Source organism: Kribbella sp. NPDC055110 (genome assembly GCF_053607525.1).
This window is the reverse complement of the sequence record NZ_JBSGTS010000013.1, coordinates 181,031-206,818: the sequence shown is the minus strand read 5'-3', so window position 1 is coordinate 206,818 and position 25,788 is coordinate 181,031. Positions and strand designations below refer to the sequence as shown.

The window sequence follows — 25,788 nt, the reverse complement described above, 5'->3', positions numbered from 1 at the left end:
GAACCCGTACTCCCACTCCACCGGAAACCGAGGACGACCACCCATCACAACACCCCTTCAACCAGAAGGCGTTGCAATCACCCCTTGAGCCCGCCTGGGTTCTCCGTTGGTGTTAGAGGGGAGAACCCACAACACCAGGGGATATCCGGTCTTCTGTCGGATGGGTGGGTGCGTGGTGTGGGCCGGCTGGCGGGTTATGTGTGCGATGGCCGGGAGTAGCAAGCCGGCGGTGACATAACCCGCCAGTGGCGACCCGCCGACGGGTTGGCATCAGGCTGGCATGAGGTTGCAGCACCGGGTGGCCGGGGATCGGGTTGGTGCCGGGACGGGTGCTCGCGGCGGGACGGGTGCTTGCGGCGGGACGGGTGCTTGCGGCGGGGTGGTGTGCACGCTCGACAGGTAGTGCACCGGCGAGACGGTGTACGCGCGGGCGCGTTTACGCTCAGGTGCACTACCCGGCCACTGGACATGTCCTGTCGAGCGTGCACATCACATCGAGCCTGGCACCGTCCTGGGACCCGTCGTCCACCCACGCATCAGTCACAAGAGCCGGATATCCCCTGGTGTTGTGGGTTCTCCCCTCTAGTACCAACGGAGAAGGCACAACACCGACGGATATCCCCTCGTGTGCGGGGCCCCGTCACGAGGGGGCGCCGGGCGTGCTTCGTCTGCCGTGAAGTACAGGTACGCCGGCGAGAGAGCCTCGCCGGCGTACTTGGGGTTCGTCAGAGCTTCAGGGCGGAGGCGACCACGTCTGCGAGGGCGTGGGCGATCTCGTCGGCCGTGTCGGAGGACTCGGCTTCGACCATGACGCGGACGAGGGGCTCGGTGCCCGACGGCCGGAGCAGGACGCGGCCGGTGTCGCCGAGGCGGGTGGTGGCTTCGGCGACTGCGGACTGGACCGCGGGGTCGCTGCCCGCGCGGGACTTGTCCACGTTCTTCACGTTGACCAGGACCTGCGGGAGGCGGGTCATCGCACCGGCCAGATCGGCCAGGCTCTTGCCCGTCTGGGCCAACCGGGCGAGCAGCATGACCGCGGTCAGCGTGCCGTCGCCGGTGGTCGCGTGGTCGGACAGGATCACGTGCCCGGACTGCTCACCGCCGAGCTTGTGGCCGCCGGCCTTCATCGCCTCGAGCACGTACCGGTCGCCGACCTTGGTCTGCTCGACCGCGATCCGCTCCCGGACCATCGCCTGGACGAAGCCCAGGTTGCTCATCACGGTAGCGACCACGGTGTCGTTCGACAGCCGGCCGCTGTCCCGCATCGACAGCGCCAGGATCGCGAGGATCTGGTCGCCGTCGACGAGCTCGCCGTTCGCGTCCACCGCCAGGCAGCGGTCCGCGTCACCGTCGAGCGCGATGCCGACATCGGCACGGTGCCCGACCACCTCGCGCTGCAGGCCGTCCATGTGCGTGGACCCGCAGTTCAGGTTGATGTTCAGGCCGTCCGGGGCGGCGGCGACCGTGATCACCTCGGCGCCGAGCCGGCGCAGTGCCTCCGGCGCGGTCTGCGAGGCGGCGCCGTTGGCGCAGTCGATCACGACCTTGAGACCGTCGAACCGGTTCGGGGCCGAGCGGGCGAGGTGCGCGACGTACGTCTCGAAGCCCTGCCCGTCGTCCATCACGCGGCCCACGGCGGCACCCGTCGGGCGCTGCCACTCCTCGTTCATCCGGGCCTCGATGGCGTCCTCGATCACGTCGTCGAGCTTGATCCCGCCGCGGGCCAGGAACTTGATGCCGTTGTCCGGCATCGGGTTGTGGCTGGCGGACAGCATCACGCCGAGATCGGCGCCGGTCGAACCGGTCAGGTGTGCCACGGCCGGGGTCGGCAGTACGCCGAGCCGGACCACGTCGACGCCGGCGCTGGCCAGACCGGCCACCACGGCGGCTTCCAGGAACTCACCACTGGCACGCGGATCCCGGCCCACAACGGCGCGTGGCCGGTGCCCTTCGAAGGCACCGGCCTCGCCGAGTACGTGAGCTGCCGCGACCGAAAGGTCGAGCGCCAGCTCCGCGGTCAGGTCCACGTTCGCCAGGCCACGGACTCCGTCCGTGCCGAACAAACGCCCCATCAGGTGATCAGCGCTTGCTGTACTGAGGAGCCTTACGGGCCTTCTTGAGTCCGGCCTTCTTACGCTCCTTGATCCGCGCGTCGCGGGTGAGCAGGCCGGCCTTCTTCAGACCCGGCCGGTTCGCCTCCTCGTCGGCGGCGTTCAGGCACCGGGCGACACCCAGCTGCAGCGCACCGGCCTGGCCGGTGATACCGCCGCCGTTGATCCGGGCGATCACGTCGTACGAGCCCTCGAGGCCCGCGACGACGAACGGCTCGTTCACGTGCTGCTGGTGGACCTTGTTCGGGAAGTAGACGTCGAGGTTCTTCCCGTTGATCTTCCACTTGCCGGTGCCCGGGACGATCCGGACGCGGGCGACGGCCTCCTTGCGGCGGCCGGTGGCGCCGGCCGGGTTGATGACCGCGACCCGACCCGTCTCGGCGCGCTGCTCCGGAGCCGGGTTCGTCTCGGAGGTGTAGGCGACCGGGCCCTCGGTGTCGATGGGGACCTCGGTGTCGAGTTCTTCGGTCTCGGTGGTGATGTCGCTCACGCTGTGAATCCTCGTTTACCTGGTTCGTCGATCGCTCTACTGGGCGATCTGGGTGATCTCGAACGGCTTCGGCTGCTGCGCCGTGTGCGGGTGCTCCGGACCGGCGTACACCTTCAGCTTGGTCAGCAGCTTCCGGCTCAGGCGGTTCTTCGGGAGCATGCCCCAGACGGCTTTCTCGACGGCCTTCCGCGGGTCCTTGTCGAGGATCTCGCCGATCGGCGTCGCCGTCAGACCACCCGGGTGACCGGAGTGGCGGTACGCCAGCTTGTCGGTCCGCTTGGTGCCCGACAGGGCCACCTTGGAGGCGTTGACGACCACGACGAAGTCGCCGCCGTCCACGTGCGGAGCGAACGTCGGCTTGTGCTTGCCGCGCAGCAGGGTGGCGATCTGGACGGCGAGCCGACCGAGCGTGACGTCGGTGGCGTCGATCACGTGCCACTCACGGGTGACGTCAGCAGGCTTCGGGCTGTACGTGCGCACGGTCGTTGACCTTCGTTTCTCAGAGATTGAACAAACTGGACGTCGGCGAGCGGTCAGCCGACAGGACAGTGTCTGTACCGGACCTGGAACGCACAACAGCAGCCCAGAATACCGGCGTGGCCACGTTGCGGTCAAAGCGAGCCCACACGCCGAGGGGACCCCGGCTTGGAAGCAGCTGAGGACCGCACTAGTTTAGCGGGTGAAGATTGCAGTCCGAATCGCGTCCCGCCGGCTGATCTACCCTCATTCATCCAGGCGATGACGCCAGCTTCCGAAGAGGGCATCGTGACCGAACAGTCGCTCACCGTCCGGGACAACCGGACCGGCAAGGACTTCGACCTTGCCATCACCGATGGCACCATCCGTGCCGCAGACCTCAAGCAGATCAGCGCATCCGACGGCGACGGTGGCCTGGCCACCTACGACCCCGGCTTCGTCAACACCGCGTCCTGCCGTTCCTCCGTCACCTTCATCGACGGCGACAAGGGCATCCTGGAGTACCGCGGGTACCCGATCGAGCAGCTCGCCGAGCAGTCGAACTACCTCGAGGTGGCTTACCTGCTGGTGAACGGCAAGCTGCCGAACAAGGCGGAGTACGAAGCCTGGGCCCACGACGTGACGTATCACACGTTCGTCCACGAGAACCTGAAGACCTTCATGCAGGGCTTCCGGTACGACGCGCACCCGATGGGCATGCTGCTGGCCTCGGTCGGCGCGCTGTCCACGTTCTACCCCGAGTCGCGCAACATCTTCGACGAGGAGTCCCGGGCGCTGCAGATCCGGCGGCTGATCGCGAAGATGCCGACGCTCGGCGCGTTCGCGTTCCGGCACGCCCAGGGCAAGCCGTACGTGTACCCGGACAACGAGCTCAGCTACACGGCGAACTTCCTGTCGATGCTGTTCAAGATGAGCGAGCCGAAGTACGCCGCCGACGACCGCCTGGTGCGGGCGCTGGAGATCCTGTTCATCCTGCACGCCGACCACGAGCAGAACGCCTCGACGAACGCGGTCCGCGCGATCGGCTCGACCCAGGTCGACCCGTACACCGCGGTGGCCGGCGGGATCGGCGCGCTCTACGGCCCGCTGCACGGCGGCGCCAACGAGGCGGTGCTGAAGATGCTCCGCCGGATCGGCTCGATCGACAACGTCGGTTCGTTCATCGAGGGCGTCAAGAACGGCGAAGAGCGGCTGATGGGCTTCGGCCACCGGGTCTACAAGAACTACGACCCGCGGGCGAAGATCATCAAGAAGGCCGCCGACGACGTGTTCGAGGTCACCGGTATCAACCCGCTGCTGAAGATCGCCGTCGAGCTGGAGAAGATCGCGCTGGAGGACGAGTACTTCGTCTCCCGCAAGCTCTACCCGAACGTCGACTTCTACTCCGGCCTGATCTACGAGGCGCTGCAGTTCCCGCCGGACATGTTCACCGTCCTGTTCGCGATCCCGCGGACCTCCGGCTGGCTGGCCCAGTGGCTGGAGATGCTCGGCGACGGCGACCAGAAGATCGCCCGCCCGAAACAGATCTACACCGGCGCCCGAGGCGTCCAGTACGTCCCAATGGGCGACCGCTGACCGTTGAGACAGCAGCCCCCGGTGACCTTCGGGTCGCCGGGGGCTGTTCGTTTTCGGAGACTTTGGAGACGGCCCCGGGCGGGCTGGGTGCCTCGGTCCGGGGCCGTCTGGCGCCTCTGGGACTAGGACGTGGCCGGTGTGCCTGCCGGTTCCTTCAGGTGGGCGACGAGTTCGTCGACCTGGCCGCGGGCGCGGATCATCGCCAGGTGGTCGATGTAGTCCCGGGACTCCACGATCAGCCCGTCGCGCACCCGCAGTACGAAGATCGCCGGCACCCGGAACGGCGTACCGGTCGCCAGGATCGTCCCGGCGTACTCGAACTCGGCCACGATCACCTCGGGATCGGTGGTCGTGTGCACCCGGATGTTGTCCGGCTGGAAGCGCACCACCTCGGTGACCCGCGGGCCGACGCCGCCGAAGTGTTCGCGGAGGGCGTCCCGGCTGAGCAGCGGGTGGTCGCCGTACGGGCTCATCGGGTGCCGCACGTCGGTCTGCTCGGCGTACAGCTCCGGCAGTACGGCGAAGTCGCGGCCGGCGACGCCGTGCACGAGTTTCAGGAAGACCTCTTCAGGAGTCATCGGATTCCTCACGGGTATAAACGGAGTGATGACTTCGAATATATGGAGTCGCAACTTCGTTTACAACCTCGGCAGGGTTCGTGACGTCTTCTAGGCTGAGGAACGACGGAGGGGAGCTGGGGTGCGGGCAGACGCGCGGGACAATCGGGCCAGGATCATGACGGCCGCGGACGACGTCTTCGGGCGGTCGCCGGGGGCGTCCACCGACGATGTGGCCAGGCTGGCCGGGGTCGGGATCGCGACCGTTTTCCGGCACTTCGCGACCAAGACCGAGTTGCTCGAGGCCGTGCTGACACTGCGCCTGGAGCGGATCCGGGACCGGGCCCTGGAGCTGGCCGGGAGCGACGACCCGGGTACGGCGTTCTTCGCGTTCTTCACGCAGGTCGTGGCCGAGTCCGCGTCGAAGCTCGCGATCGCCGAAGCACTGACTGCGGCGGGCGCGGCGGCCGGCGACGAAGCCCGGGAGGCCGGTCGCGGGATGCGGGAGGCGTTCAGCGGGTTGCTGACCGCGGCCCAGAAGGCCGGCGCGGTCCGGACCGACGCGGAGATGCCCGAGGTGTACGCGTTGCTGATCGGCGCGTCCCGCGGCGCGACCGCGGCCAAGCTCGACCCGGAGACCCGTGACCGGATGCTCGCCCTGATCTACGACGGCCTGAAGCCTCGCCGGTGAAACGTGTCCTCAAGGTTGTCGTTGCCCTGCTCCTGCTCCTGATCGTTCCGCTCGGGGCCTACGCGATCTCGCTGCGCGTTCAGTACGCCGGGGATCCGTCGGCCCGGACCCGCAACCAGGACGCGCTCTGGCTCGGTCATGCCTGGGTCGACGGCCGGAAGACCGCGGCCGACGTGACCGCGCTGGCGCAGCGGCTGCAAGGCACCGGCATCCGCGACCTCTACGTGCATACCGGTCCGCTGGAGCACGACGGTTCGTTGCCGTTGGCAAAGGTTTCGCCGAAGGCGCGCTGGTTCGTCGAGGCGGTGCATGCCGCGGCGCCCGCCGTACGCGTGCAGGCCTGGCTCGGTGACGTCGTACAGCCGGGCAAGGATTCCGGCATGAACCTCGACGACGCGGCCGTCCGCCAGCGGGTTGTCGCGTCGGTGTCCGCCGTTCTGCAGCAGGGGTTTCAGGGCATCCACTACGACTTCGAGCCGGTGCGGTCCGGGTCGAAGGGCTACCTAGCCGTGCTGGACGAGACGCGCGCGCTGGGTACGACGTTGTCGGTCGCGGCGGCGCAGATCGACCCGCTCTGGTACCTGCACGCGACTCCCATCGACAAGTGGTGGTCGCAGGACTACTTCCGCCAGGTCGCGGAGCGGGTCAACCAGATCGCCGTCATGTCCTACGACACCGCCCTGCCGCTGGAGTCCTTGTACGGCGGGTACGTCGCCAAGCAGACCAAGCTGGCGCTGGAGGTCACCCCACCAGCCACGGACCTCCTCATGGGACTCCCTGCGTACTGGGAGAACAACCCAGCCCATTGGGGCAACGCGGAGACCGTCAGCGCGGCAGTTCGCGGCGCACGCCTCGGTCTGGGCGACTCACCACGCCAGAACTTCGGACTGGCCTTGTACGTCGACTTCGCGTCCACCGACGAGCACTGGGCGGCGTACCGCGACGGCTGGTGTGTGGCGCCCTAGAACGGGTTCCAGCGGGTCAGCGCGAGGATGAGGACGCAGATCGCCACGTAGACCGCGTTGATCAGCAGGACCGGCGAGAAGCGGCGAGCGATGGGCTCCTCCGGCAGACCGGTGTGCGAACGCAGCCGGAGCGCCTCGAACACTGCTGCGACCTTGGCCAGATCCCTGTTCGCGATACCGCCGACAACGTGCCAGTCGTCGCCGGCTTCCAGGCTGAGCCCCTCGTCCTCGATCTCGACCGACTCCACGGCCCGCCACGACAGGCGCCGCTCGAACCATCCGGTGCGAATCCACAGGTCGGTAGCGGTCGCAGTGACCCGGAAGAACGCGCGTGAGCCGAGCGAGTGCACCAGTTGCGCACCGACGGCTGTCGCTATCAAGGCGGGGAACCACTCACCCCAGTTCGCAAGGGCCCCGACTGCAACCGGCCCAACCACCAGTACGCCGATCAGCGCCGGCAGGCTCCACCAGGACCGAGCCTGCAGCGGTACCTCCCACGGCAGCGTCGGCACCTCCCGCGCCGGATCCAGGCTCGGCTTGGACGGCTTGCTGCTGTCGGAGTCCTTCTCTGACAGGCCTTCCGTGGACTCGGCACCCCACGGCATGCTCCGCGGGGCCCGGAATGGGCTGACCGGCCGGAGCACCTGATCACCGAGCACGAGCGTCGGCCAGCCGCCCTCCGCCAGGTCACCGACGAGCAGTGCGTCGCCGCGGTACCGCTTGAGCGTTTCCGCCCACTCCCGCTTGAGCTTGGCCGGGGCATCGCTTTCGTCCTCGTCGAGCGCGCTGAAGGCGTCGAACAGTCGGAAGTCGCTCTCCTCGTCGTCCAGATCAGTCTCGAGAAAGCCCAGCAGGACCGCGCCGTCCGCCGACCGGACCGCGAACGCAGAGGAGGCGTCCGGCGCGATCCGGACCGGCAGGGCCTGTCCGTTCCAGGACCTGCGCGGACGGGCTCTGCGGAGCCGGATGTCGCGCAGCAGGAACAGGGCGGCCAGCGCCCACGCACCACCGGCCACCGTGTACCAAGGGGTGTAGTCGGCCAGCTCTGCGCGCAGCCGGAGCCAGTGCGAGTCCGCAGGGTCGACGAGGACCGGGACCTGCGCTCCGGTGTCGTAGTCGTCCGCCACGGTCACGGTGTGACTGCGGTCGTCGGGCAGCTGCAGAATGAGGTCGCCGTCCTTGTTCATGCCCTTCACGACAGCGGTCTGCTCGACAGCGCGACGTACGTGCGTTTCCTCACGCTGGTCCTGCCAGTGCATCAGACCGAGCGCGGCGGCGCCCACCAGCACCAGGGCGCCCGCCACGAGGAGTCGGCTGGTCACACCGACCGTTGCGGCCGCCGGCACGTGCAGCTGCTGTCGCGGCATCCGCGCAGTCAGGGAGCGCTGCCTCCGGCGGCTCGTGAAGATCCAGAGCAGCAGTACGGCGCACAGGACGCCGTACACGGTCCAGCCGATCCGCGCTGAGGTGATGTCGTCGTACCGGAGGTCGAGGACCATGAACACCACACCGGCGACCGCGGCGACGATCGGCTGCCACCACAGCAGGACGAGCGAAGCGAAGCAGGCGATCATGGCCAGCGAGAACGTCCGGTCCGGCCCGCAGACCGTGGGGTCCTCGATCGAGCAGGGGCGGGTGTCACCGGCGACCGACGCCACGATCGCCCCGAGCCAGACAGCCGGCATGAGCCAGCGGTAGAGCCAGCTCGGGACGACAGTGCCGGCCCAGCGGGCGGCTAGATCGCCTGTCATCGCAGTCCCCCTCCACGGTGTAGGAGGACTCTACGACTCAGCGGGTGCGTTGGACGCGACCTTCGTCCCAGACCGGCTCGTCGGGTTCGTAGACCGAGCCGTCGGCGCCGAAGACCAGGTAGCGGTCGAAGCCCCGGGCGAACCAGCGGTCGTGGGTCACCGCGAGGACTGTGCCGTCGAATGAGTCGAGGCCCTCCTCCAGTGCCTCGGCCGACTCGACGTCCAGGTTGTCGGTGGGCTCGTCGAGCAGCAGCAGGGTCGCACCGGACAGCTCCAGGAGGAGGATCTGGAAACGGGCCTGCTGGCCTCCGGACAGGCTGTCGAAGGTCTGCTCGGCTGCGTGCGCCAGCTCGTACCGGTCCAGCTTCCGCGACGCCAGCTCGCGCCCCATGCCGTCACGGTGGTCGTCACCGCGGTGCAGGATCTCCAGCAGCGTCCGACCGACCAGCTCCGGGTGCTCGTGGGTCTGCGCGAACCAGCCGGGCCGCACCCGCGCACCGAGCTTGGCAGTGCCGGTGTGCGCCACGGACGGGATCTTCACGTCGCCAACCGGCTCGTGCTCCACATCCGGATCCGAACCACCGTTGGCGAGCAGCCGCAGGAAGTGCGACTTCCCGGACCCGTTGGATCCCAGTACGGCGACGCGTTCGCCGTACCAGACCTCCAGGTCGAAGGGCTTCATCAGCCCGGTCAGCTCGAGTCCGGTGCACACCACGGCCCGCTTGCCGGTGCGGCCGCCGGTGAGGCGCATGCTGACCTTCTGCTCGCGTGGCAGGGCCTGCGGCGGACCGGCCTCCTCGAACTTGCGCAGCCGCGTCTGCGACGCCCGGTAGCGCGACGCCATGTCGGAGTTGTACGCCGCCTTCTGCTTGTACATGAGCATCTGTGCGCGCAGCTTGGCGTGCTCCTCGTCCCAGCGCTTGCGCAGCTCCTCGAAACGCTCGAACCGGTGCCGCCGGGCCTCGTGGTACGTCGCGAACCCGCCGCCGTGCGTCCACGCGGTGTTACCCGCCGCACCGAGCTCTACGGTGACGATCCGGGTAGCGGTGTTTGCCAGCAGCTCCCGGTCGTGGCTGATGTACAGGACGGTCTTGTCGGAGCTACGCAGCTGCTCCTCCAGCCACCGCTTCCCTGGTACGTCGAGGTAGTTGTCCGGCTCGTCCAGCATCAGTACCTCGTCCGGCCCGCGCAGCAACGCCTCCAGCACCAGTCGCTTCTGCTCACCGCCGGACAGCGTCTTCACCTCACGCCAGCGGCAGCGTTCGAACGGTACGCCGAGTGCGGCCGTCGTACAGACGTCCCAGAGGACCTCCGCGTCGTACCCGCCCACCTCGCCCCAGTCCGCAACAGCCTGCGCATACCGGAGCTGGGTCTTCTCGTCGTCCGCCTCCATCATCTTCAGCTCGGCCTTGTCCAGCTTGGCCGCGGCCTGCTGGATCGCCGCCGGTGCCACCCCGAGCAGCAGGTCGCGCACGGTCGACGCGTCGCGCACCGAGCCGACGAACTGCCGCATCACGCCGAGCCCACCGGACCGGGAGATGCTGCCGCTGTGCGGCTTCAGGTCGCCGGCGATGATCCTGGTGAGGGTGGTCTTGCCTGAACCGTTCGCCCCGACCAGCGCGACCTTCGCGCCGTCACCGACCCGGAACGTGACGTCGTCCAGCAGCACCCGCCCGTCCGGCAGCTCGTACCCCACACCGGCGACATCCACGTGACCCATCCCCCCAGTCTGACGGCCCCGGCAACCCGCACGCGAACAGTTATCGTGACCCGCCTGACGAGAGCTCTCGGACCGGAGATCCTGCCCGGCGCCCGCGAGTACCAGTGGGCCGGACCGATGACCGTCAACCGGGAGAAGATCCTGCGGCCGGTGATGCACGCGTACGACGCGCCTGGTGAGCTCACAGCGCGGGACCGCCAGAGAGCGCGGTGGCGGGACCCGCTGGGGTCTGGGTGGCACACCGGTTCGGTAGTCGACCCCCTGAAAAGGAATGATCGGCCCAGATGGACGCATATCGTGAGGCACAGCGGCTGTACGCCGAAGCAACGCTGTCGACTGCCACCGGGCAGGAGTTGGTCACCGAGCTCGAGCAGACGCTGCACCGGATCGGTGAACTGCTGCCGCAAGCGGCGCCGGACCAGCGCGCCGCCGTACTGCTGATGAACAGCTCAGTCGCGGAACGGCTTTCCAGGCTGCCGGAGGAGGGTCGATGAACGAGGCCCTCGAGCGCGGTCAAGAGATCCTCCCGGGCAGCTGGGAGCACCAGTGGGTCTCGTCGGTCGTGGCCAAGGCCGAGGAGTACGCCGGCCGGACCTCCCGCTGGAACGGGAAGCTGTACGAGCAGCCCGGACCTGTCGCAGGTGTCTGCCTTCCCGACGGCAGCATGACGATCAGCCGGGAGCACGTGCTCGACCCGGCCCGCCCCGCCTATACCCCGGGCCGTGAACTCACCTCTGACGAGCTGTTCCCGGCGGCCGCCGCGACCACGATGGCGGTGTTCCAGGCACGGCACTCGATGTCCGAGGTCGGCGACGACAGCGTGCCCGGCGCGACACCGATCGGGTCGCTCGAGGACATCGCCCTCGAGAATGCGCGGTGCGACCAGTTCAGCCGCGAGTACAGCGGCCGGATCGCCGAGAGTATGACCGACCAGTCGCTGCCTCTCGTCGCCCAGGCTCCGGCGTTCCCGGCGTACTCGACGGCCACCGACCGGCTGATGTACACGCTCGGCGGCGACGTCGGGATGAGCCACGCCCAGCTCGGCGAGCTCATCGACAGCACCGAGCGCACGCAGCGGTTCAACGCGATCGCGGACCGGGCGCTCGACCATCAGGTGGGCGGACTGGTCCCCGAGTCGCACCGCGCCCAGTTGCGCCAGGACCTGACCGGGCCGCTCCGCCGCGGACTCGGCGGCCTCACGATGACGGAGATGAGCGAACTCACGCACCCCAGGTCGAAGCAGACGTGGGGCTGGGACTCGGCAGAGTTTGCCGCCGCGGAGTTCAGCACGAACCTCGGCGACATCAAGGCCCACTACGAGTCCTGGAACGCGGAGCACCCGGACGTCGAGCCGCCAGAGCTCCCGGATTCGCTGCGTGAGACGTTCCGCGACCGCGAGGAGGACACCCGGCAGGCCTGGTCCGACGCGGGCTGGCCGGCGCAGCAACCGGTCGCGGGCCGCGAACGGGAGTACCTCGAGGGGCTGCCCGAACAGCTCTACCCGAACGCACGCGAGCAGGAGATCGCCAAGCTGCAGCAGTTCCTGTGGTCGCACACGGCACCGAGTCAGCGCCAGGGTTCGGCCGTCGACGCCGGCGAGCGGCCCGACAACGTCCGGCGCATCGACTCGGTCCGCAAGCCCGACCGCGGGGTCGAGTGAGCTACCAGTCCTTCAGCGCGTTCAGGTACGTGCCGCCGGACGGGCGGACCGAGCCCGTCATGAACAGCTTCAGCGGTGCGGAGTACAGCCCGTAGACGTGGCTGCCGGTGAAGAACCCGGCCGACGTACACCCGTCGTACACGACCCAGATCTCCTTGACCCCGGCTGCCGTGGTGAAGCGGAGCGCGATCGCCTCGGACGGCTTGGCGACCTGCGGAGCGCACTTGAACACCGGCAGGTCCGGGTTTCGCTCCGGGAGCACCTTGATCGCGTCAACCACCTGCTGCGCAACGACACCGTCGAACTCCTGCTGTCCGAGCAGACCGCCCTGGCCAGTGCTGTAGCGGCATGCGTGCAGACCGGTCACCGGAGTGTTCAGGTCGAGCCCTGTCCCTGCCGGTACGTCGTTCGGCGCCGCAGCCTGCTGGATCGGGTGCTGGACCGGACAGCCTGCCTTCTCGGCCTCGGATTTCGGCACTATGCCCAGTGAGGGCCGCCCCGGTGCGGCAGCTTTGCCCTCGCCAGCTGCAGTGTCACTGTGGCTGGTGGCGACGGGTGACTCACCACCTACCAAGCCCCACACGCCACCGACGGCCGCAACCACCAGCACCGCACCAGCAGCCATCGACAACGCCTGCCGGCGGCGGCGCACCCGGCGACGTGCTTCACGGGCCAGACCGGTCGTCTGCATCCCCTGCGCGCCCGCATGGTCCTGGAACGCGGAGGTGATCTTGGGGCCGAGCTCCTGCTCTGGGTCGTGCTGCTCAGGCATCCTCGGCTCCTTCCGTGCTCAGTGTGGTCTTCAACGCCGCCAGTGCCCGGTGTACGTGCGACCGCGCCGTCGCCTCCGCGCAGTGCAGCAGCTGGGCGATCTCGGCGTACGACAGTTCCTCGTAGAACCGCAGTACGACGGCAGCTCGCTGCTTGTCCGGAAGCGTCGCGCACAGGTCCCAGATGGCATCTGCGTCCGCGCGGGCCGCCGTACCGTCCGAAACAGCGCGCGCTGTGCGCACCGGGTCGTCGACCGGCGCCTCCCGCCGGCGGAACCGCCGCCACCAGGAGATGTGCGCGTTCACCACCATCCGCTTCACGTACGCCTCAGGGTCGTCGGCCCGGCTCACCCGGCCCCACCGCGCACACGCTGTCGTCAGAGCGTCCTGTACGGCGTCCTCGGCCAGGGTCGCGTCACCGGTGAGGACATACGCGAACCGCAGCAGAGCATCCGCCTTCTCGGTGACCCACACCTCGAAGTCGAGCGGCCCCGTCCGAACTTCAGCTGCCGCCAAGACTGCCTCCATACCCCTCAGGACGGGTCCGGACCCGCGTTCGTTGCACGCAGTACCCGGAATCCCTTGGCGCTGCCGCGCCGCTCGCACGGATAGCCCTGCTCAGTCATCCAGCGTTGGAGGGAGTCCCCGCCCAGGTTCTTGCCGACGACAAACCATCCCACGCCGCCGGGAGCAAGACGACTCAGCCAGCGCAGCAGCATCTTGTGGAGCTCGGGTTTGCCGATGTGGATCGCCGGGTTGGACCAGATCTCGTCGAACCGCACATCCTCGGGTACGTCGTCCGGCAGCACCGCCCGCACCCGGTCCGCGACCCCCGCGGCCTTGGCGTTCTCGGTGGTCAGCTCGAGCGCGCGCGTGTTCACGTCGACCGCCCACACCGTTGCCTCCGGCACCTCGGTCGCCAGCGCGCACGCGATCGGCCCGTAGCCGGTCCCGAGGTCGAGGAACGTCCCGGCCTTACGCGGCGGCTCCACCTCCCGCAGCAACACCGCCGTACCGATGTCCAGCCGGTCCCGTGAGAACACTCCGGTCGCGGTGGTGAACGTGTACTCGCGTCCCCAGATCCGGGCCTCGACGGTACGTCGTACGTCCGCAGAGCCAGGCTCCGCCGAGAAGTAGTGGTCAGCCACGCTGGTGCACCTCTCCCCTGACCTGACGGGCCTGCAATGCCCGCGCGGCCAGCTCATCGTCCGCGGGATAGCGCACTTCCTCGAGCGTGAGCGCGTGCGCCGGCAGCACCGACACAGCCGAGTCCCGCACCTTCCCAGCCAGGACTGCGGCCGGCCACTCGATGTCCCGGCGTCCGTCGCCCACAGGGATCATCGACCCCACCAAAGCCCGCACCATCGAGTGGCAGAAGGCATCTGCGATCACAGTGCCCTCCAGCTGCCCTACGCCGGTCCGCTGCCACGAGAACTCCAGCAGCGCCCGCACCGTGCTCGCGCCTTCCCGCTTCTTGCAGAACGCCGCGAAGTCGTGCTCTCCGAGCAGACTGGTCGCGGCAGCGTTCATACGATCCACATCCATCGGCCGCCCCACGCGAAGGACATGTCCCCGGGTGAGCGGGTCCCAGCCGGCCGGGTCGTCACACAGCCGGTACACGTACCGACGGGCCAGGGCGGAGAACCGGGCGTCAAAGCCCTCAGGAGCTGCCGTGACGGCTGTGACGGCTACATCCGCGGGCAGGACGCCGTTCAGCCCTCTCAAGAGCCTCAGCGGGTCCACAGCGCTTTCCACGTCGACGTGGGTGACCTGTCCCCGAGCGTGCACACCTGTGTCGGTCCGCCCGGCACAGGTCACGGTCACCGGGTCCGGCAGCCGCAGTACGACGCGGACCGCCTCTTCGAGCTCCCCCTGCACGGTACGGAGACCGTCCTGACGGGCCCAGCCGTGAAAGGCCGCTCCGTCGTACCTCAGGTCAATCCGCCAACGCACACGCCAATCTAACGCAACGAGGCCCCCTCACCGTGCGGTGAGGGGGCCTCGTCAGCGTCTTACTTACTTGTCGTCGTCCGAACCGCCGGCCTTGGCGAAACCAGCGGCCTCGGCGTCCTCGGCGGTCTTGAACCAGACCTCGGCGACGGTCTGGTCGTACCACGGGGACTCGGTGGTGTGGTACTTCATCGAGTCCTCGTTGCCCTTGACCGTGTAGCCCTCCGGCGCGGAGCCGTCGGCGACCGGGGCGGCCGAGTTCTCGTACTTACCGGCCACGACGTCCTGCACCGGAGCGTCCTCGACCGGCGCGTCCTCGACCTTGTCCTCGACCTTGGTCTCGGCAGCGGCGGCCTTCTTCGCCGGCGCCTTCTTGGCCGCGGTCTTCTTCGCCTTCGGCGAGTCGGACAACGCCTCGACCAGCTCGATCTTCACCATCGGCGCGTTGTCGCCCTTGCGCGGGCCGAGCTTGGTGATCCGGGTGTAGCCACCCGGACGGTCGGCGTACCGCTCGCCGATCTCGGTGAAGAGCACGTGCACGACGCTCTTGTCCCTGATCCGCTTCATCACCTGGCGGCGCGAGTTCAGGTCACCACGCTTGGCCTTGGTGATCATCTGCTCCGCCAGCGGCTGCAGGCGCTTGGCCTTGGCCGCGGTGGTGGTGATGGCGCCGTGCTCGAACAGCGACGTCGCGAGGTTGCTGAGGATCAGCTTCTCGTGCGCCGGGCTGCCGCCCAGCCGGGCACCCTTGGTGGGGGTTGGCATCTCATAACTCCAGGAATCTCAGGCCCCGTCGGGCCGAAAGGGGTTCAGGGCCCGACGGGCCTTGGGTCAGCTCAGTACTGCTCGGTCTCGGCGAAGCTCTCGTCCTCGTCGTCCGCCTCGTTGCCGTAGGCACCGGACGCGGCGCGCAGGTCGAACCCGGGCGGGGAGTCCTTCAGCGACAGGCCCATCTCGGCCAGCTTCAGCTTGACCTCGTCGATCGACTTGGAGCCGAAGTTCCGGATGTCCAGCAGGTCCTGCTCGCTGCGCGAGATCAGCTCACCCACGGTGTGGATGCCCTCGCGCTTCAGGCAGTTGTACGACCGGACGGTCAGCTGCAGGTCCTCGACCGGCAGCGCCAGGTCGGCGGCCATCTGCTCGTCCACCGGGGACGGGCCGATGTCGATGCCCTCGGCCTCGACGTTCAGCTCGCGGGCCAGACCGAACAGCTCGACCAGCGTCTTACCGGCCGACGCGACGGCGTCGCGGGGCAGCATCGACGGCTTGGTCTCGACGTCGACCACGAGGCGGTCGAAGTCGGTGCGCTGCTCGACACGGGTCGCCTCGACCTTGTAGGTGACCTTGAGGACCGGCGAGTAGATCGAGTCGACCGGCATCCGGCCGATCTCGGCGTCGGCGGACTTGTTCTGTACGGCGGACACGTAGCCGCGGCCCCGCTCGACGACCAGCTCCATCTCGAGCCGGCCCTTCTCGTTCAGGGTGGCGATCTTCAGGTCCGGGTTGTGCACCTCGACACCGGCCGGCGGCGCGATGTCGGCGGCGGTGACGTCACCGGGGCCCTGCTTGCGCAGGTACATGGTGACCGGCTCGTCGTGCTCGGAGGAGACGACCAGGTCCTTGAGGTTCAGGATCAGCTGGGTTGCGTCTTCCTTGACCCCGGCAACGGTCGAGAACTCGTGCAGGACACCGTCGATCTTGATGCTGGTGACGGCCGCCCCCGGGATGGAGGACAGCAGGGTCCGGCGGATCGAGTTGCCGAGGGTGTAGCCGAAGCCCGGCTCCAGCGGCTCGATCATGAACCGCGAGCGGTACTCGTCGACGACCTCTTCGGTCAGGGTGGGGCGCTGTGCGATAAGCACGTTCGTTCCTTCTTTCGTTCGCGACGACCACTATTTGAGGTCGCGAGGGGGTGAAGAACACCGGCCCGCCGGCGGCTCGGGAGCCACCGGCGGGAACGGGTCAGTTCTTCGAGTAGAGCTCGACGATCAGGTGCTCGGCGACCTGGGTGTCGATCTGCTGCCGGGTCGGCAGCTGGTGGACGAGGATCCGCAGCCTTTCGGGCATCACCTCGAGCCAAGCCGGTACGACGCGCTCGCTGTGCGTCTCCCGGGCGATGATGAACGGCGTCGTCTCGACCGACTTCGGCTTGACATCGATGATGTCGTGGGCCGCGACGCGGTAGGACGGGATGTTCACCTTGACGCCGTTCACGGTGAAGTGACCGTGCACGACGAGCTGACGGGCCTGCCGACGCGTCCGGGCCAGGCCGGAGCGGTAGACCACGTTGTCCAGGCGGGACTCGAGGATCTGCAGCAGGTTGTCGCCGGTCTTGCCGGAGCGCCGCGAGGCCTCCTCGTAGTACCGGCGGAACTGCTTCTCGAGAACGCCGTACGAGTAACGCGCCTTCTGCTTCTCGCGCAGCTGGAGCAGGTACTCGCTCTCCTTCGGGCGGCCGCGGCCGTGCATACCCGGCGGGTACGGACGACGCTCGAACGCCTTGTCGCCACCGACGAGGTCGACCCCGAGACGGCGCGACTTCTTGGTCATAGGTCCGGTGTAACGGGCCATGGTTCGCTACCTTCCTCTCTCTGGGATCAGACCCGGCGCCGCTTCGGCGGGCGGCATCCGTTGTGGGCGACTGGGGTGACGTCCTGGATGGTGCCGACCTCGAGGCCGACCGCACCCAGCGAACGAATCGCGGTCTCACGGCCGGAGCCGGGACCCTTGACGAACACGTCGATCTTGCGCATGCCGTGCTCCATCGCCCGGCGCCCGGCGGCCTCGGCGGCCATCTGCGCGGCGAACGGGGTCGACTTACGCGAACCCTTGAAGCCGACGGTGCCCGCGGAAGCCCACGAGATGACCGCGCCGGTCGGGTCGGTGATCGTCACGATCGTGTTGTTGAACGTGCTCTTGATGTGCGCGTGACCGGCGGCCACGTTCTTCTTCTCCTTGCGGCGCACCTTCTTCGCGCCGGCCGCGCTGCGGCTCTTGGGAGGCATTCAGTTGCTCCTGGGGTGGTCGAAAGTCATCCGGGTCACTTCTTCTTCTTGCCGGCGATCGCCTTACGGCGGCCCTTGCGGCTACGGGCGTTGGTCCGCGTGCGCTGACCGCGCACCGGAAGCCCGCTGCGGTGCCGGCGACCCTGGTACGACCCGATCTCGATCTTGCGGCGGATGTCCGCGGTCACCTCGCGACGGAGGTCACCTTCGATCTTGTAGTTGCCTTCGATCCAGTCCCGGAGCTTGACCAGCTCGTCGTCGCCCAGCTCGTGGACGCGCTTGTCCGGGGAAACCCCGGTGTTCTTCAGTGTTTCCAGGGCCCGAGTACGGCCCACACCGAAGATGTAGGTCAGAGCGACCTCGATGCGCTTGTCGCGCGGCAGGTCGACTCCTACGAGGCGTGCCATGTGGCGGTGTTCCTTTCGTCAGCAGAGGTGTGGTGGCGCGCTGCGTCCTTGCCCGCCTCGGTGACGTGTGCTGCTTCACCGGCAAGGCCCTGGCCTCTGTTCCAGGGGCAACGTCCGGGACGGATCCCGGACGAGCATGCGCGCTGTGGTGCGAAAGTGCTGTGCTACTGCGTGAAGGCTTTGTCAGCCCTGCCGCTGCTTGTGCCGCGGGTTCTCGCAGATCACCATGACCCGGCCGTGACGGCGGATCACCTTGCACTTGTCGCAGATCTTCTTGACGCTCGGATTGACCTTCATCGAGCTACTTTCTTCGACAGGTGTTGGTGGGTCTTACTTGTACCGATAGACGATCCGACCCCTGGTGAGGTCGTACGGCGACAGCTCGACGACAACCCGGTCCTCGGGAAGGATCCGGATGTAGTGCTGTCTCATCTTGCCGCTGATGTGCGCGAGCACCTTGTGCCCGTTGGACAGCTCAACACGGAACATCGCGTTCGGCAGCGCCTCGACGATGGTGCCCTCGAGTTCGATGACTCCCTCTTTTTTGGGCATGTCCTCGCACTTCTGTAGACGTGACTGACTATGGCTACAAACAGCCAAGGAGTAAGTGTACGCCAGGCACCCAGGGGAAACCCAATCGAGGCCAGGTCAGCGCACCCGCGAGGCCTCGAGCTCGGTCAGATGATCCGATCCCCAGACATCCAAGGGTATCAACGCTTCGTTGAGTGACCGCCCGAGCTCGGTGAGTGAGTACTCCACCTTCGGCGGCACCTCGAACCTCGCGGCCCTCGTCGGCTTGCTCAGGACTCCTGCTGGGTAGCCGCCCACTGTTCGCCCGCGCGCCACATCTGCTCGGGCATCAGATCGAGCAGGTCGCAGGCCGCGTCCAGTTGCGCGAGGGCGGTCGTCGCGTCGCGGTACGCCGGGAGAATCGCGACGAACCGCCTGCCCTCGCAGCTGAAACCGAACGCCGGTACGTCGGCCAGCGTCTCCACCGCCCGCGGATGCAGGACCGCCATCGCGTGGTCCTCGCGCCCGTTGAACAAGCGGTACTGCGCCGGAAGCCCCTCGATCGTCAACGGCAACGGGAGGTAGCTCGCTGCCGCGACCGGCGCCAGCCCCGCCGGCAGCACCTGCAGCGGCGGCAGGGGCCGCTCCACGTGCAGATCGAGGAAGTCGAAGCCGAGCTCGCGTCGCCGTACCTTGTGGACGAACCGCCCGGTCCAGAACTCGCGGCCGCGATGCCGGCCCGACGTCACGTCGACGGCCTCGGCCTTCGGGTCCGCGTCGAACGGTGGGAACGGCCAACGATCCAGCAACTCCGACCCGGACGCGCTGATCCGCCAGCCGAGCTGCCCTGCGGCCTCCGACCACGCCCGGCGCCGCCGGCCGTCACCGATCCGCAGCAGCACCGTGAACCCGATCAGCACCAGGAACCAGGCCAGCACCATCCAGCCCACCCACCGCGGCTCCAGCAGCAGCCCGACAATCGCCAACGGTAAGGCGACGGCGAACCAGATCACGTAGACGATCGCGGCCCCTTGGTGCAGCTGCCACGCCACGTCGGACCGCAACCGCGGCCCGGTGACGCGGTGACTGACCGGGGCCGCTGTCAACGGCGCCGGCCCAGGCCGCCGAGGGCGATGATCGCCCACGGGATCAGCAGCCAGACCGGCCAGAAGTGCGGCCAGTGCCCGCCGTTGCCGAGCCCGATCACGAACCAGATCACCACGTTGATCATGACGACACCGGTGAAGCCGCCGATCGCTCCGCCGCGGCCGTGATGCGGGTGGTTGTCCTTCTTCCGCTCCGGGAAGTTGCCCGGCTCCGGCGCCGGTTTGCGGTCCTGCACCGCCGCGGGCGTCTCGTACGTCCGGACCGCCGGCAGGTCACGCACCAGCGGCTCGAGCTCGCCGTATGTCTGCACGGTGTAGAGCTGGTCGAGCCGCGACGAGAACTCGGGCTGGTCCAGCCGGCCGTCCGCGAACGCGTCCCGCAACCGCCCGGCGATCTTGTCCCGGTCGGCTTCGGTGAAACGCTGGTGCGGCTGGTACTGAGGCATGTCTCAAGTGTGCCTCAGCTCCGGTCCCCTCCGCGTCCCCCAACGGGTGGACCCGGACGGCGTGGTTCCCGATCCCACGCCGTAGGTCCGTCAGTCGGCGAGGGGGGCGATCTTGATGCCGAGGTCGGCGAGCTGGGATTCGCCGCCGTCGATGGCGGTCAGCACCCACGGGCCGGCCGGGGTCAGCGTGAACGTGTGCTCGGTGTGGGCGGCGTACCGGCCGTCGTTGGTGACGACCGTCCAGTCGTCCTCGAGCGTGTGGTTGTCCTGCTTGCCGAGCGTGAGCATCGGCTCGACGGCCAGTGCCATCCCCTCGACCAGCTTCGGGCCGCGGCCGGGGCGGCCGAAGTTCGGCACGTTCGGCGGCTGGTGCATCGCCGAACCGATCCCGTGCCCGACGAAGTCCTCGACGATCCCGTACGACGAGTGCGCGCGGACATGCGCCTCGACCGCGGCCGAGATGTCCGACAACCGGCCGCCGAGCCGCGCCGCGGCGAACCCGCGCCACATCGACTCCTCGCAGATCCGGGCGAGCTCGAGCAGCTCCGCGTCCACGTCCCCGACCGGCACGGTGATCGCGGCGTCGCCGTGCCACCCGTCCACGATCGCGCCGCAGTCGATCGAGATCAGGTCGCCGTCAGCCAGCACGCGTTCGCCCGGGATCCCGTGCACGATCTCGTCGTTCACCGACGCGCAGATTGAGCCGGTGAACCCGTGGTACCCCTTGAACGACGGCGTCGCACCGGAGGACCGGATGCTGTCCTCCGCGATCGCGTCCAGCTCACCCGTGGTGACACCGGCCTTGACCTCGCCGCGGAGCAGCTCCAGCGTGCGGCCGACCACGAGGCCGGCCTTACGCATGGAGAGGATCTGCTCGCGGGTCTTGATCTCGATCCCGCGGTCCCTAAACATCATGGGTTTATTCGGTCACCGTCTTGAGGGCGGCGAGCACCCGCTCGCTCACTTCGTCGATCTCGCCGACGCCGTCGACCTCGACCAGCAGGCCGCGCTCGGCGTACACCTGCAGCAGCGGCTTGGTCTCGGCCGCGTAGACGTCCTGCCGGTGCCGGACGACCTCTTCGGAATCGTCGGTCCGGCCCTCGATGTGCGCCCGCTTCGTCATCCGCTCGACGAGTACGTCGATGTCGGCGACCAGCGCGACCACGGCGTCCAGCTTGTGCCCGTGGTCGGCCAGGATGTCGTCGAGCGTGCCGACCTGGGCCAGCGTCCGCGGGTACCCGTCGAGCAGGAATCCCTCACCGGCGTCGGCCTCGGACAGCCGGTCCCGCACCATCGCGTTCGTGACCTCGTCCGGGACGTAGTCGCCGGCGTCCATGTACCGCTTGGCCTCGATGCCCAGCGGCGTCTCGGCCTTCACGTTCGCACGGAAGATGTCGCCGGTGGACACGGCCGGGATCTTCAGGCGTTCGGCAAGCACCTTTGCCTGCGTGCCCTTGCCCGCCCCGGGCGGACCCATCAGCAACATTCTCATCAGCGCAGGAACCCTTCGTAGTTTCGCTGCTGCAGCTGAGACTCGATCTGCTTCACCGTGTCGAGTCCGACGCCGACCATGATCAGGATCGACGTACCGCCGAACGGGAAGTTCTGGCTCGCGTTCAGCAGGACGAGAGCGACCAGCGGGATCATCGAGATCGCCGCCAGGTAGATCGCGCCGGGCAGCGTGATGCGGTCCAACACGTACTTCAGGTATTCCTCGGTCGGCCGGCCCGCCCGGATCCCGGGGATGAAGCCGCCGTACTTCTTCATGTTGTCGGCGACCTCCTTCGGGTTGAAGGTGATCGAGACGTAGAAGTACGTGAAGAAGATGATCAGAGCGACGTACGTCGCCATGTAGATCGGGTGGTCGCCCTTGACCAAGTTGCCCTGGATCCAGTTGGACCAGCCCTTGCCCTGCTGGAACTGACTGACCAGAACGGGGAGGTACAGCAGGCTGGAGGCGAAGATGACCGGGATGACACCGGCCTGGTTCACCTTCAGCGGGATGTACGTCGAGGTGCCGCCGAACATCTTCCGCCCGACCATGCGCTTGGCGTACTGCACCGGGATCCGGCGCTGCGCCTGCTCGATGAAGATGACCGCGGCCATGATGACCAGACCGATCGCGATCACCACGACGAAGGTGGTGACGCCCTTCTGCTTGCGGATGCTCCACAGCTGGGTCGGGAAGGTGGCGACGATCTGGGTGAAGATCAGGATCGACATACCGTTACCGACACCACGGTCGGTGATCAGCTCACCGAGCCACATGATGACGCCGGTGCCGGCGGTCATGGTCAGCACCATCACCATGATGGTGAACCAGTCGTCCTTGTAGAGCAGCGGCTCGCTGCAGCCCTGGAACAGCCGTCCGGGCGTCCGGGCCAGCGCGACGAACGCGGTGGACTGCAGGATCGCCAGACCGACGGTCAGGAATCGGGTGTACTGCGTGATCTTCCCCTGGCCCGCCTGGCCTTCCTTCTTCAGCGACTCCAGCCGCGGGATCACCACGGTGAGCAGCTGCAGGATGATGCTGGCGGTGATGTACGGCATGATGCCGAGCGCGAAGATCGCGAGCTGCAGCAGTGCGCCGCCGGAGAACAGGTTGATCAAGTTGTACAGGTTGGCGTTCTGGCCGCCCTGCGAGATCTTGATACACGTGTGCAGCGACTGGACGTTCACACCGGGAGCCGGAACGACGGAGCCGATCCGGAAGATCACGACGATGAAGAGCACGAACAAGATCTTCCGGCGCAGGTCCGGAGTCTTGAACGCGTTGGCAAAGGCGCCTAACACCCTGTCCTCCCACAAGTTTCCCTTGCCGCGGGCACGGCAGGGGCCTAGCTAAGCCGCTGGGCAAGAGACGAACCAGGGCTCGTCCGACCGGCGCAGGATATCAAGCACCGGTCGTTACGAGCCCTGGACCTCGTGTCACACCTCGGTCGTGGTCCCCCCAGCCGCCTGGATCTTGTCCGTGGCGGACTTGGAGAACTTGTGAGCCGAGACCTGCAGTGCCACGGTCAGCTCGCCGTCACCCAGTACCTTGACCGGCTGACCGCGACGGACCGCGCCCTTGGCGACCAGTTCGGCTACGCCGACCTCGCCACCTTCGGGGAACAGTTGTCCGAGCTTGTCCAGGTTAACGACCTGGAACTCCACCCGGTTCCTGCTCTTGAAGCCCTTCAGCTTCGGGAGCCGCATGTGCAGCGGCATCTGGCCACCCTCGAACCACTCGGGGATGTTGTTACGCGCCTTGCTGCCCTTGGTACCGCGGCCGGCGGTCTTGCCCTTGCTGCCCTCACCACGACCCACGCGGATCTTGGCGGTCTTGGCGCCGGGCGCCGGGCGCAGGTGATGAACCTTGAGCGCCATGTCAGTCGACCTCCTCGACGGTGATGAGGTGGCGAACCGCACGGACCATGCCGCGGACCTCGGGCTTGTCGTCGTGGACGGCGCTGTCGCCGATCCGCTTGACGCCCAGGGTGCGCAGCGTGTCGCGCTGGTTCTGCTTGCCACCGATGCCCGAACGGATCTGGGTCACCTTCAAGCGTGTCATCAGGATGCCGCCTCCGCCCGCGCCTTCAGCAGGGCCGCCGGAGCGACGTCCTCGACCGGCAGGCCACGGCGCGCGGCCACGGCCTCCGGGGTCTCCAGGCTGCGCAACGCCGCAACGGTGGCGTGCACCACGTTGATGGAGTTGGACGAGCCCAGCGACTTGCTGAGGATGTCGTGGATCCCGGCGCATTCCAGTACGGCGCGCGCCGAGCCACCCGCGATCACACCGGTACCGGGAGCGGCCGGACGCAGCATGACAACGCCTGCGGCCTTCTCGCCCTGGACCGGGTGCGGGATGGTGCCCTGGATCCGCGGCACCTTGAAGAACGACTTCTTGGCCTCCTCGACACCCTTGGCGATCGCCGCGGGCACCTCCTTGGCCTTGCCGTAACCCACACCGACGGTGCCTTCGCCGTCGCCGACGACCACGAGGGCGGTGAAGCTGAAGCGACGACCACCCTTCACGACCTTGGCGACACGGTTGATGGCTACCACGCGCTCGATGTAGGCGGTCTTGTCCGCCTGCTGACCGCGACCACCGTCGCGGCCACGGCGCTCACCACCGGCGCCGCCTCCGCGACGCTGCTGGCCTCCGCTCATTTCGAACTACCTTCTTCCCTTGTCGCCATCAGAAGCCGAGCCCGCCCTCGCGGGCGGCGTCGGCCAGGGCCGCGATACGGCCGTGGTACTTGTTCCCGGCCCGGTCGAAGACGACCGAGTCGATGCCGGCGGCCTTGGCCCGGTCGGCGATCAGGCTGCCGACGGTCTTGGCCTTGTCGGTCTTGTTCGCCTCCGCGCCCCGCAGGTCGGCCTCCATGGTGGAAGCCGAGACCAGCGTCTTGCCGGCGACGTCGTCGATGACCTGCGCGAACAGGTGCTTCGACGACTTGGAGACCACCAGCCGCGGCCGGTCGGCCGTGCCGTTGATCTTCTTCCGGACCCGGATCTGCCGACGCAGCCGGGAGGAGGTCTTCTTGGCGGAGTGCTTGTGCGGACGCAGTCCGATCGCCATGGTTACTTACCAGCCTTTCCGACCTTGCGGCGCACCTGCTCGCCCGCGTACCGCACACCCTTGCCCTTGTACGGCTCGGGCTTGCGCAGCTTGCGGATGTTGGCGGCGACCTCACCGACGGACTGCTTGTCGATGCCGATGACCGAGAAGCGGGTCGGCGCCTCCACGTTGAAGGTGATGCCCTCCGGGGCGTCCACCGTGATCGTGTGGCTGTACCCGAGCGAGAACTCCAGCTGGGTCGGTCCCTTGGACAGGACGCGGTACCCGACGCCGACGATCTCGAGCTTCTTCTCGTAGCCGTCCGTCACGCCGGTCACCAGGTTGGCGATCAGGGTGCGGGACAGGCCGTGCAGTTCCTTGCTCTTGCGCTGGTCGTCCGGGCGGGTCACGGCAATGGTGCCGTCCTCGTCCCGGTTGACCACGATGGGCTCAGCGACGACATGCGTCAGCTGACCCTTGGGACCCTTGACAGTGACCGTCTGGCCGTCGATCGTGACGTCGACGCCGGACGGGACCGTGACCGGGAGCTTACCGATGCGAGACATTTCTGTGGTCCTCCTTCCGGTTCTTCGTCACCAGACGTAGGCGAGGACTTCCCCGCCGACGCCCTTGTTCTTGGCCTGACGGTCGGTCAGCAGTCCCTGGGACGTCGAGATGATCGCGACGCCCAGGCCACCGAGGACCTTGGGCAGGTTGGTCGACTTCGCGTAGACCCGCAGGCCCGGCTTGCTGATCCGGCGGACGCCCGCGATGGAGCGCTCCCGGCTCGGGCCGAACTTCAGGTCGACGGTCAGCGTCTTGCCGACGGCCCCTTCCTTGGGGTCCTCCACCTGATAGGAGGCGATGTAGCCCTCCTGCTGGAGAATGTCGGCGATGCCTTGCTTGATCTTGCTGTACGGCATCGTCGTCGACTCGTGGTACGCCTGATTGGCGTTCCGCAGACGCGTCAACATGTCTGCGATCGGGTCGGTCATCGTCATGGCCTGGGGCCTCTTTCCCGCCGTGGTTTCGCCGTCCGGCGACCTACGGTGAC

Annotated in this window: 34 protein-coding genes; 5 read left to right on the top strand and 29 right to left on the bottom strand. The window is 67.9% G+C overall.

Features of this window, described 5'->3' with window-relative positions; translation table 11 throughout:
• Window positions 1-725 precede the first annotated feature (725 nt).
• From glmM to rplM, 3 genes are read right to left on the bottom strand one after another with little or no spacing between them, the layout of a single operon-like run.
• Window positions 726-2,072, bottom strand: coding sequence for a phosphoglucosamine mutase (gene glmM / locus ACWF0M_RS22160; RefSeq protein WP_452237565.1), 1,347 nt, complete (start codon window positions 2,070-2,072; stop codon window positions 726-728).
• 7 nt (window positions 2,073-2,079) lie between these two features.
• The gene (rpsI, locus tag ACWF0M_RS22155) at window positions 2,080-2,601 is read right to left on the bottom strand and encodes a 30S ribosomal protein S9 (protein WP_452237564.1); all 522 of its coding nucleotides are present in this window, start codon (window positions 2,599-2,601) and stop codon (window positions 2,080-2,082) included.
• A gap of 36 nt (window positions 2,602-2,637) precedes the next feature.
• A complete protein-coding gene (gene rplM / locus ACWF0M_RS22150) occupies window positions 2,638-3,081 on the bottom strand; it encodes a 50S ribosomal protein L13 (RefSeq protein WP_131286311.1) in 444 nt (147 codons plus the stop codon).
• 285 nt (window positions 3,082-3,366) lie between these two features.
• Here rplM and ACWF0M_RS22145 point away from each other — a divergent pair, with 285 nt between their 5' ends.
• The gene (locus tag ACWF0M_RS22145; protein WP_452237563.1) at window positions 3,367-4,653 is read left to right on the top strand and encodes a citrate synthase; all 1,287 of its coding nucleotides are present in this window, start codon (window positions 3,367-3,369) and stop codon (window positions 4,651-4,653) included.
• Between the two features lie 122 nt (window positions 4,654-4,775).
• On the opposite strand, the gene ACWF0M_RS22140 is transcribed toward ACWF0M_RS22145, so the two are convergent.
• Window positions 4,776-5,231 (bottom strand): nuclear transport factor 2 family protein, encoded by a 456-nt coding sequence (locus ACWF0M_RS22140; RefSeq protein ID WP_452237562.1) that lies wholly within the window; start codon window positions 5,229-5,231, stop codon window positions 4,776-4,778.
• 121 nt (window positions 5,232-5,352) lie between these two features.
• On the opposite strand from ACWF0M_RS22140, the gene ACWF0M_RS22135 reads away from it, so the two are divergent.
• Window positions 5,353-5,901, top strand: coding sequence for a TetR/AcrR family transcriptional regulator (locus ACWF0M_RS22135; RefSeq protein WP_452237561.1), 549 nt, complete (start codon window positions 5,353-5,355; stop codon window positions 5,899-5,901).
• Window positions 5,898-6,866 (top strand): hypothetical protein, encoded by a 969-nt coding sequence (locus tag ACWF0M_RS22130; protein ID WP_452237560.1) that lies wholly within the window; start codon window positions 5,898-5,900, stop codon window positions 6,864-6,866. The genes ACWF0M_RS22135 and ACWF0M_RS22130 overlap by 4 nt, the downstream gene beginning before the upstream one ends.
• Here ACWF0M_RS22130 and ACWF0M_RS22125 read toward each other — a convergent pair.
• A complete protein-coding gene (locus ACWF0M_RS22125; protein ID WP_452237559.1) occupies window positions 6,863-8,617 on the bottom strand; it encodes a hypothetical protein in 1,755 nt (584 codons plus the stop codon). The genes ACWF0M_RS22130 and ACWF0M_RS22125 overlap by 4 nt on opposite strands.
• A 37-nt stretch (window positions 8,618-8,654) precedes the next feature.
• The gene (locus ACWF0M_RS22120) at window positions 8,655-10,337 is read right to left on the bottom strand and encodes an ABC-F family ATP-binding cassette domain-containing protein (protein ID WP_452237558.1); all 1,683 of its coding nucleotides are present in this window, start codon (window positions 10,335-10,337) and stop codon (window positions 8,655-8,657) included.
• 284 nt (window positions 10,338-10,621) lie between these two features.
• Here ACWF0M_RS22120 and ACWF0M_RS22115 point away from each other — a divergent pair, with 284 nt between their 5' ends.
• Both ACWF0M_RS22115 and ACWF0M_RS22110 read left to right on the top strand, forming a co-directional pair.
• Window positions 10,622-10,831, top strand: coding sequence for a hypothetical protein (locus ACWF0M_RS22115; protein WP_452237557.1), 210 nt, complete (start codon window positions 10,622-10,624; stop codon window positions 10,829-10,831).
• Window positions 10,828-11,997: a hypothetical protein gene (locus tag ACWF0M_RS22110; protein ID WP_452237556.1), complete on the top strand. Its 1,170-nt coding sequence runs from the start codon at window positions 10,828-10,830 to the stop codon at window positions 11,995-11,997. The genes ACWF0M_RS22115 and ACWF0M_RS22110 overlap by 4 nt, the downstream gene beginning before the upstream one ends.
• 1 nt (window position 11,998) lies before the next feature.
• Here ACWF0M_RS22110 and ACWF0M_RS22105 read toward each other — a convergent pair whose 3' ends face one another.
• From ACWF0M_RS22105 to rpsH, 23 genes are all read right to left on the bottom strand, one after another.
• Window positions 11,999-12,769, bottom strand: coding sequence for a hypothetical protein (locus tag ACWF0M_RS22105; protein ID WP_452237555.1), 771 nt, complete (start codon window positions 12,767-12,769; stop codon window positions 11,999-12,001).
• Window positions 12,762-13,283, bottom strand: coding sequence for a SigE family RNA polymerase sigma factor (locus tag ACWF0M_RS22100; protein ID WP_452237554.1), 522 nt, complete (start codon window positions 13,281-13,283; stop codon window positions 12,762-12,764). The genes ACWF0M_RS22105 and ACWF0M_RS22100 overlap by 8 nt, the downstream gene beginning before the upstream one ends.
• Window positions 13,284-13,300: 17 nt before the next feature.
• Complete coding sequence (locus ACWF0M_RS22095) at window positions 13,301-13,915, bottom strand: class I SAM-dependent methyltransferase (RefSeq protein ID WP_452237553.1); 615 nt, start codon at window positions 13,913-13,915, stop codon at window positions 13,301-13,303.
• Window positions 13,908-14,720 (bottom strand): tRNA pseudouridine(38-40) synthase TruA, encoded by an 813-nt coding sequence (truA, locus tag ACWF0M_RS22090; protein WP_452237552.1) that lies wholly within the window; start codon window positions 14,718-14,720, stop codon window positions 13,908-13,910. The genes ACWF0M_RS22095 and truA overlap by 8 nt, the downstream gene beginning before the upstream one ends.
• A 63-nt stretch (window positions 14,721-14,783) precedes the next feature.
• Entirely contained in the window at window positions 14,784-15,482 is a 699-nt protein-coding gene (rplQ, locus tag ACWF0M_RS22085) for a 50S ribosomal protein L17, sunset domain variant (RefSeq protein ID WP_452237551.1), read from the bottom strand.
• A 71-nt stretch (window positions 15,483-15,553) separates the two neighbouring features.
• Window positions 15,554-16,579 carry a DNA-directed RNA polymerase subunit alpha gene (locus ACWF0M_RS22080; RefSeq protein WP_410785750.1) on the bottom strand — a complete coding sequence of 342 codons (1,026 nt, stop codon included), beginning with the start codon at window positions 16,577-16,579 and terminating at the stop codon, window positions 15,554-15,556.
• 100 nt (window positions 16,580-16,679) lie between these two features.
• Window positions 16,680-17,288: a 30S ribosomal protein S4 gene (gene rpsD / locus ACWF0M_RS22075; RefSeq protein ID WP_452237550.1), complete on the bottom strand. Its 609-nt coding sequence runs from the start codon at window positions 17,286-17,288 to the stop codon at window positions 16,680-16,682.
• A 26-nt stretch (window positions 17,289-17,314) separates the two neighbouring features.
• Complete coding sequence (gene rpsK, locus ACWF0M_RS22070) at window positions 17,315-17,722, bottom strand: 30S ribosomal protein S11 (protein ID WP_130384622.1); 408 nt, start codon at window positions 17,720-17,722, stop codon at window positions 17,315-17,317.
• Between the two features lie 35 nt (window positions 17,723-17,757).
• Window positions 17,758-18,129, bottom strand: a complete 372-nt coding sequence (gene rpsM / locus ACWF0M_RS22065) for a 30S ribosomal protein S13 (protein ID WP_133789395.1) — start codon at window positions 18,127-18,129, stop codon at window positions 17,758-17,760.
• 183 nt (window positions 18,130-18,312) lie between these two features.
• Window positions 18,313-18,426, bottom strand: a complete 114-nt coding sequence (gene rpmJ / locus ACWF0M_RS22060; protein WP_008361054.1) for a 50S ribosomal protein L36 — start codon at window positions 18,424-18,426, stop codon at window positions 18,313-18,315.
• A gap of 33 nt (window positions 18,427-18,459) precedes the next feature.
• Window positions 18,460-18,681, bottom strand: a complete 222-nt coding sequence (gene infA / locus ACWF0M_RS22055) for a translation initiation factor IF-1 (protein WP_012923661.1) — start codon at window positions 18,679-18,681, stop codon at window positions 18,460-18,462.
• 96 nt (window positions 18,682-18,777) lie between these two features.
• Window positions 18,778-18,957 carry a winged helix-turn-helix transcriptional regulator gene (locus ACWF0M_RS22050; protein WP_452237549.1) on the bottom strand — a complete coding sequence of 60 codons (180 nt, stop codon included), beginning with the start codon at window positions 18,955-18,957 and terminating at the stop codon, window positions 18,778-18,780.
• Window positions 18,930-19,691, bottom strand: a complete 762-nt coding sequence (locus tag ACWF0M_RS22045; RefSeq protein WP_452237548.1) for a hypothetical protein — start codon at window positions 19,689-19,691, stop codon at window positions 18,930-18,932. The genes ACWF0M_RS22050 and ACWF0M_RS22045 overlap by 28 nt, the downstream gene beginning before the upstream one ends.
• A 50-nt stretch (window positions 19,692-19,741) precedes the next feature.
• A complete protein-coding gene (locus ACWF0M_RS22040; protein WP_452237547.1) occupies window positions 19,742-20,191 on the bottom strand; it encodes a DUF1707 SHOCT-like domain-containing protein in 450 nt (149 codons plus the stop codon).
• Window positions 20,192-20,281: 90 nt separating this feature from the next.
• A complete protein-coding gene (map, locus tag ACWF0M_RS22035; protein ID WP_452237546.1) occupies window positions 20,282-21,106 on the bottom strand; it encodes a type I methionyl aminopeptidase in 825 nt (274 codons plus the stop codon).
• 4 nt (window positions 21,107-21,110) lie between these two features.
• Window positions 21,111-21,683 carry an adenylate kinase gene (locus ACWF0M_RS22030; RefSeq protein WP_452237545.1) on the bottom strand — a complete coding sequence of 191 codons (573 nt, stop codon included), beginning with the start codon at window positions 21,681-21,683 and terminating at the stop codon, window positions 21,111-21,113.
• Entirely contained in the window at window positions 21,683-22,984 is a 1,302-nt protein-coding gene (gene secY, locus ACWF0M_RS22025) for a preprotein translocase subunit SecY (protein WP_134008569.1), read from the bottom strand. Before secY ends, ACWF0M_RS22030 begins: the two co-directional genes overlap by 1 nt.
• Window positions 22,985-23,119: 135 nt before the next feature.
• Entirely contained in the window at window positions 23,120-23,560 is a 441-nt protein-coding gene (gene rplO / locus ACWF0M_RS22020) for a 50S ribosomal protein L15 (protein ID WP_452237544.1), read from the bottom strand.
• A 1-nt stretch (window position 23,561) separates the two neighbouring features.
• The gene (gene rpmD, locus ACWF0M_RS22015) at window positions 23,562-23,744 is read right to left on the bottom strand and encodes a 50S ribosomal protein L30 (protein WP_452237543.1); all 183 of its coding nucleotides are present in this window, start codon (window positions 23,742-23,744) and stop codon (window positions 23,562-23,564) included.
• A complete protein-coding gene (gene rpsE, locus ACWF0M_RS22010; protein WP_452237542.1) occupies window positions 23,744-24,343 on the bottom strand; it encodes a 30S ribosomal protein S5 in 600 nt (199 codons plus the stop codon). The genes rpmD and rpsE overlap by 1 nt, the downstream gene beginning before the upstream one ends.
• Before the next feature lie 28 nt (window positions 24,344-24,371).
• Window positions 24,372-24,755 carry a 50S ribosomal protein L18 gene (gene rplR, locus ACWF0M_RS22005; protein ID WP_452237541.1) on the bottom strand — a complete coding sequence of 128 codons (384 nt, stop codon included), beginning with the start codon at window positions 24,753-24,755 and terminating at the stop codon, window positions 24,372-24,374.
• Window positions 24,756-24,757: 2 nt separating this feature from the next.
• Window positions 24,758-25,300 (bottom strand): 50S ribosomal protein L6, encoded by a 543-nt coding sequence (rplF, locus tag ACWF0M_RS22000; protein ID WP_452237540.1) that lies wholly within the window; start codon window positions 25,298-25,300, stop codon window positions 24,758-24,760.
• 27 nt (window positions 25,301-25,327) lie between these two features.
• On the bottom strand, window positions 25,328-25,735 hold the full coding sequence (gene rpsH, locus ACWF0M_RS21995; protein ID WP_131335173.1) for a 30S ribosomal protein S8: 408 nt from the start codon (window positions 25,733-25,735) through the stop codon (window positions 25,328-25,330).
• Between the last annotated feature and the right edge of the window lie 53 nt (window positions 25,736-25,788).

What these genes read in the sequence shown, in the direction of transcription:
- glmM (WP_452237565.1), bottom strand. Translation starts at nt 2,072, where the DNA reads ATGGGGCGTTTGTTCGGCACGGACGGAGTCCGTGGCCTGGCGAACGTG.
- ACWF0M_RS22140 (WP_452237562.1), bottom strand. Translation starts at nt 5,231, where the DNA reads ATGACTCCTGAAGAGGTCTTCCTGAAACTCGTGCACGGCGTCGCCGGC.
- ACWF0M_RS22125 (WP_452237559.1), bottom strand. Translation starts at nt 8,617, where the DNA reads ATGACAGGCGATCTAGCCGCCCGCTGGGCCGGCACTGTCGTCCCGAGC.
- ACWF0M_RS22120 (WP_452237558.1), bottom strand. Translation starts at nt 10,337, where the DNA reads ATGGGTCACGTGGATGTCGCCGGTGTGGGGTACGAGCTGCCGGACGGG.
- ACWF0M_RS22115 (WP_452237557.1), top strand. Translation starts at nt 10,622, where the DNA reads ATGGACGCATATCGTGAGGCACAGCGGCTGTACGCCGAAGCAACGCTG.
- ACWF0M_RS22110 (WP_452237556.1), top strand. Translation starts at nt 10,828, where the DNA reads ATGAACGAGGCCCTCGAGCGCGGTCAAGAGATCCTCCCGGGCAGCTGG.
- ACWF0M_RS22105 (WP_452237555.1), bottom strand. Translation starts at nt 12,769, where the DNA reads ATGCCTGAGCAGCACGACCCAGAGCAGGAGCTCGGCCCCAAGATCACC.
- rplQ (WP_452237551.1), bottom strand. Translation starts at nt 15,482, where the DNA reads ATGCCAACCCCCACCAAGGGTGCCCGGCTGGGCGGCAGCCCGGCGCAC.
- rpsD (WP_452237550.1), bottom strand. Translation starts at nt 17,288, where the DNA reads ATGGCCCGTTACACCGGACCTATGACCAAGAAGTCGCGCCGTCTCGGG.
- rpsK (WP_130384622.1), bottom strand. Translation starts at nt 17,722, where the DNA reads ATGCCTCCCAAGAGCCGCAGCGCGGCCGGCGCGAAGAAGGTGCGCCGC.
- rpsM (WP_133789395.1), bottom strand. Translation starts at nt 18,129, where the DNA reads ATGGCACGCCTCGTAGGAGTCGACCTGCCGCGCGACAAGCGCATCGAG.
- rpmJ (WP_008361054.1), bottom strand. Translation starts at nt 18,426, where the DNA reads ATGAAGGTCAATCCGAGCGTCAAGAAGATCTGCGACAAGTGCAAGGTG.
- infA (WP_012923661.1), bottom strand. Translation starts at nt 18,681, where the DNA reads ATGCCCAAAAAAGAGGGAGTCATCGAACTCGAGGGCACCATCGTCGAG.
- ACWF0M_RS22040 (WP_452237547.1), bottom strand. Translation starts at nt 20,191, where the DNA reads ATGCCTCAGTACCAGCCGCACCAGCGTTTCACCGAAGCCGACCGGGAC.
- map (WP_452237546.1), bottom strand. Translation starts at nt 21,106, where the DNA reads ATGATGTTTAGGGACCGCGGGATCGAGATCAAGACCCGCGAGCAGATC.
- ACWF0M_RS22030 (WP_452237545.1), bottom strand. Translation starts at nt 21,683, where the DNA reads ATGAGAATGTTGCTGATGGGTCCGCCCGGGGCGGGCAAGGGCACGCAG.
- rplO (WP_452237544.1), bottom strand. Translation starts at nt 23,560, where the DNA reads ATGGCGCTCAAGGTTCATCACCTGCGCCCGGCGCCCGGCGCCAAGACC.
- rpmD (WP_452237543.1), bottom strand. Translation starts at nt 23,744, where the DNA reads ATGACACGCTTGAAGGTGACCCAGATCCGTTCGGGCATCGGTGGCAAG.
- rpsE (WP_452237542.1), bottom strand. Translation starts at nt 24,343, where the DNA reads ATGAGCGGAGGCCAGCAGCGTCGCGGAGGCGGCGCCGGTGGTGAGCGC.
- rplR (WP_452237541.1), bottom strand. Translation starts at nt 24,755, where the DNA reads ATGGCGATCGGACTGCGTCCGCACAAGCACTCCGCCAAGAAGACCTCC.
- rplF (WP_452237540.1), bottom strand. Translation starts at nt 25,300, where the DNA reads ATGTCTCGCATCGGTAAGCTCCCGGTCACGGTCCCGTCCGGCGTCGAC.
- rpsH (WP_131335173.1), bottom strand. Translation starts at nt 25,735, where the DNA reads ATGACGATGACCGACCCGATCGCAGACATGTTGACGCGTCTGCGGAAC.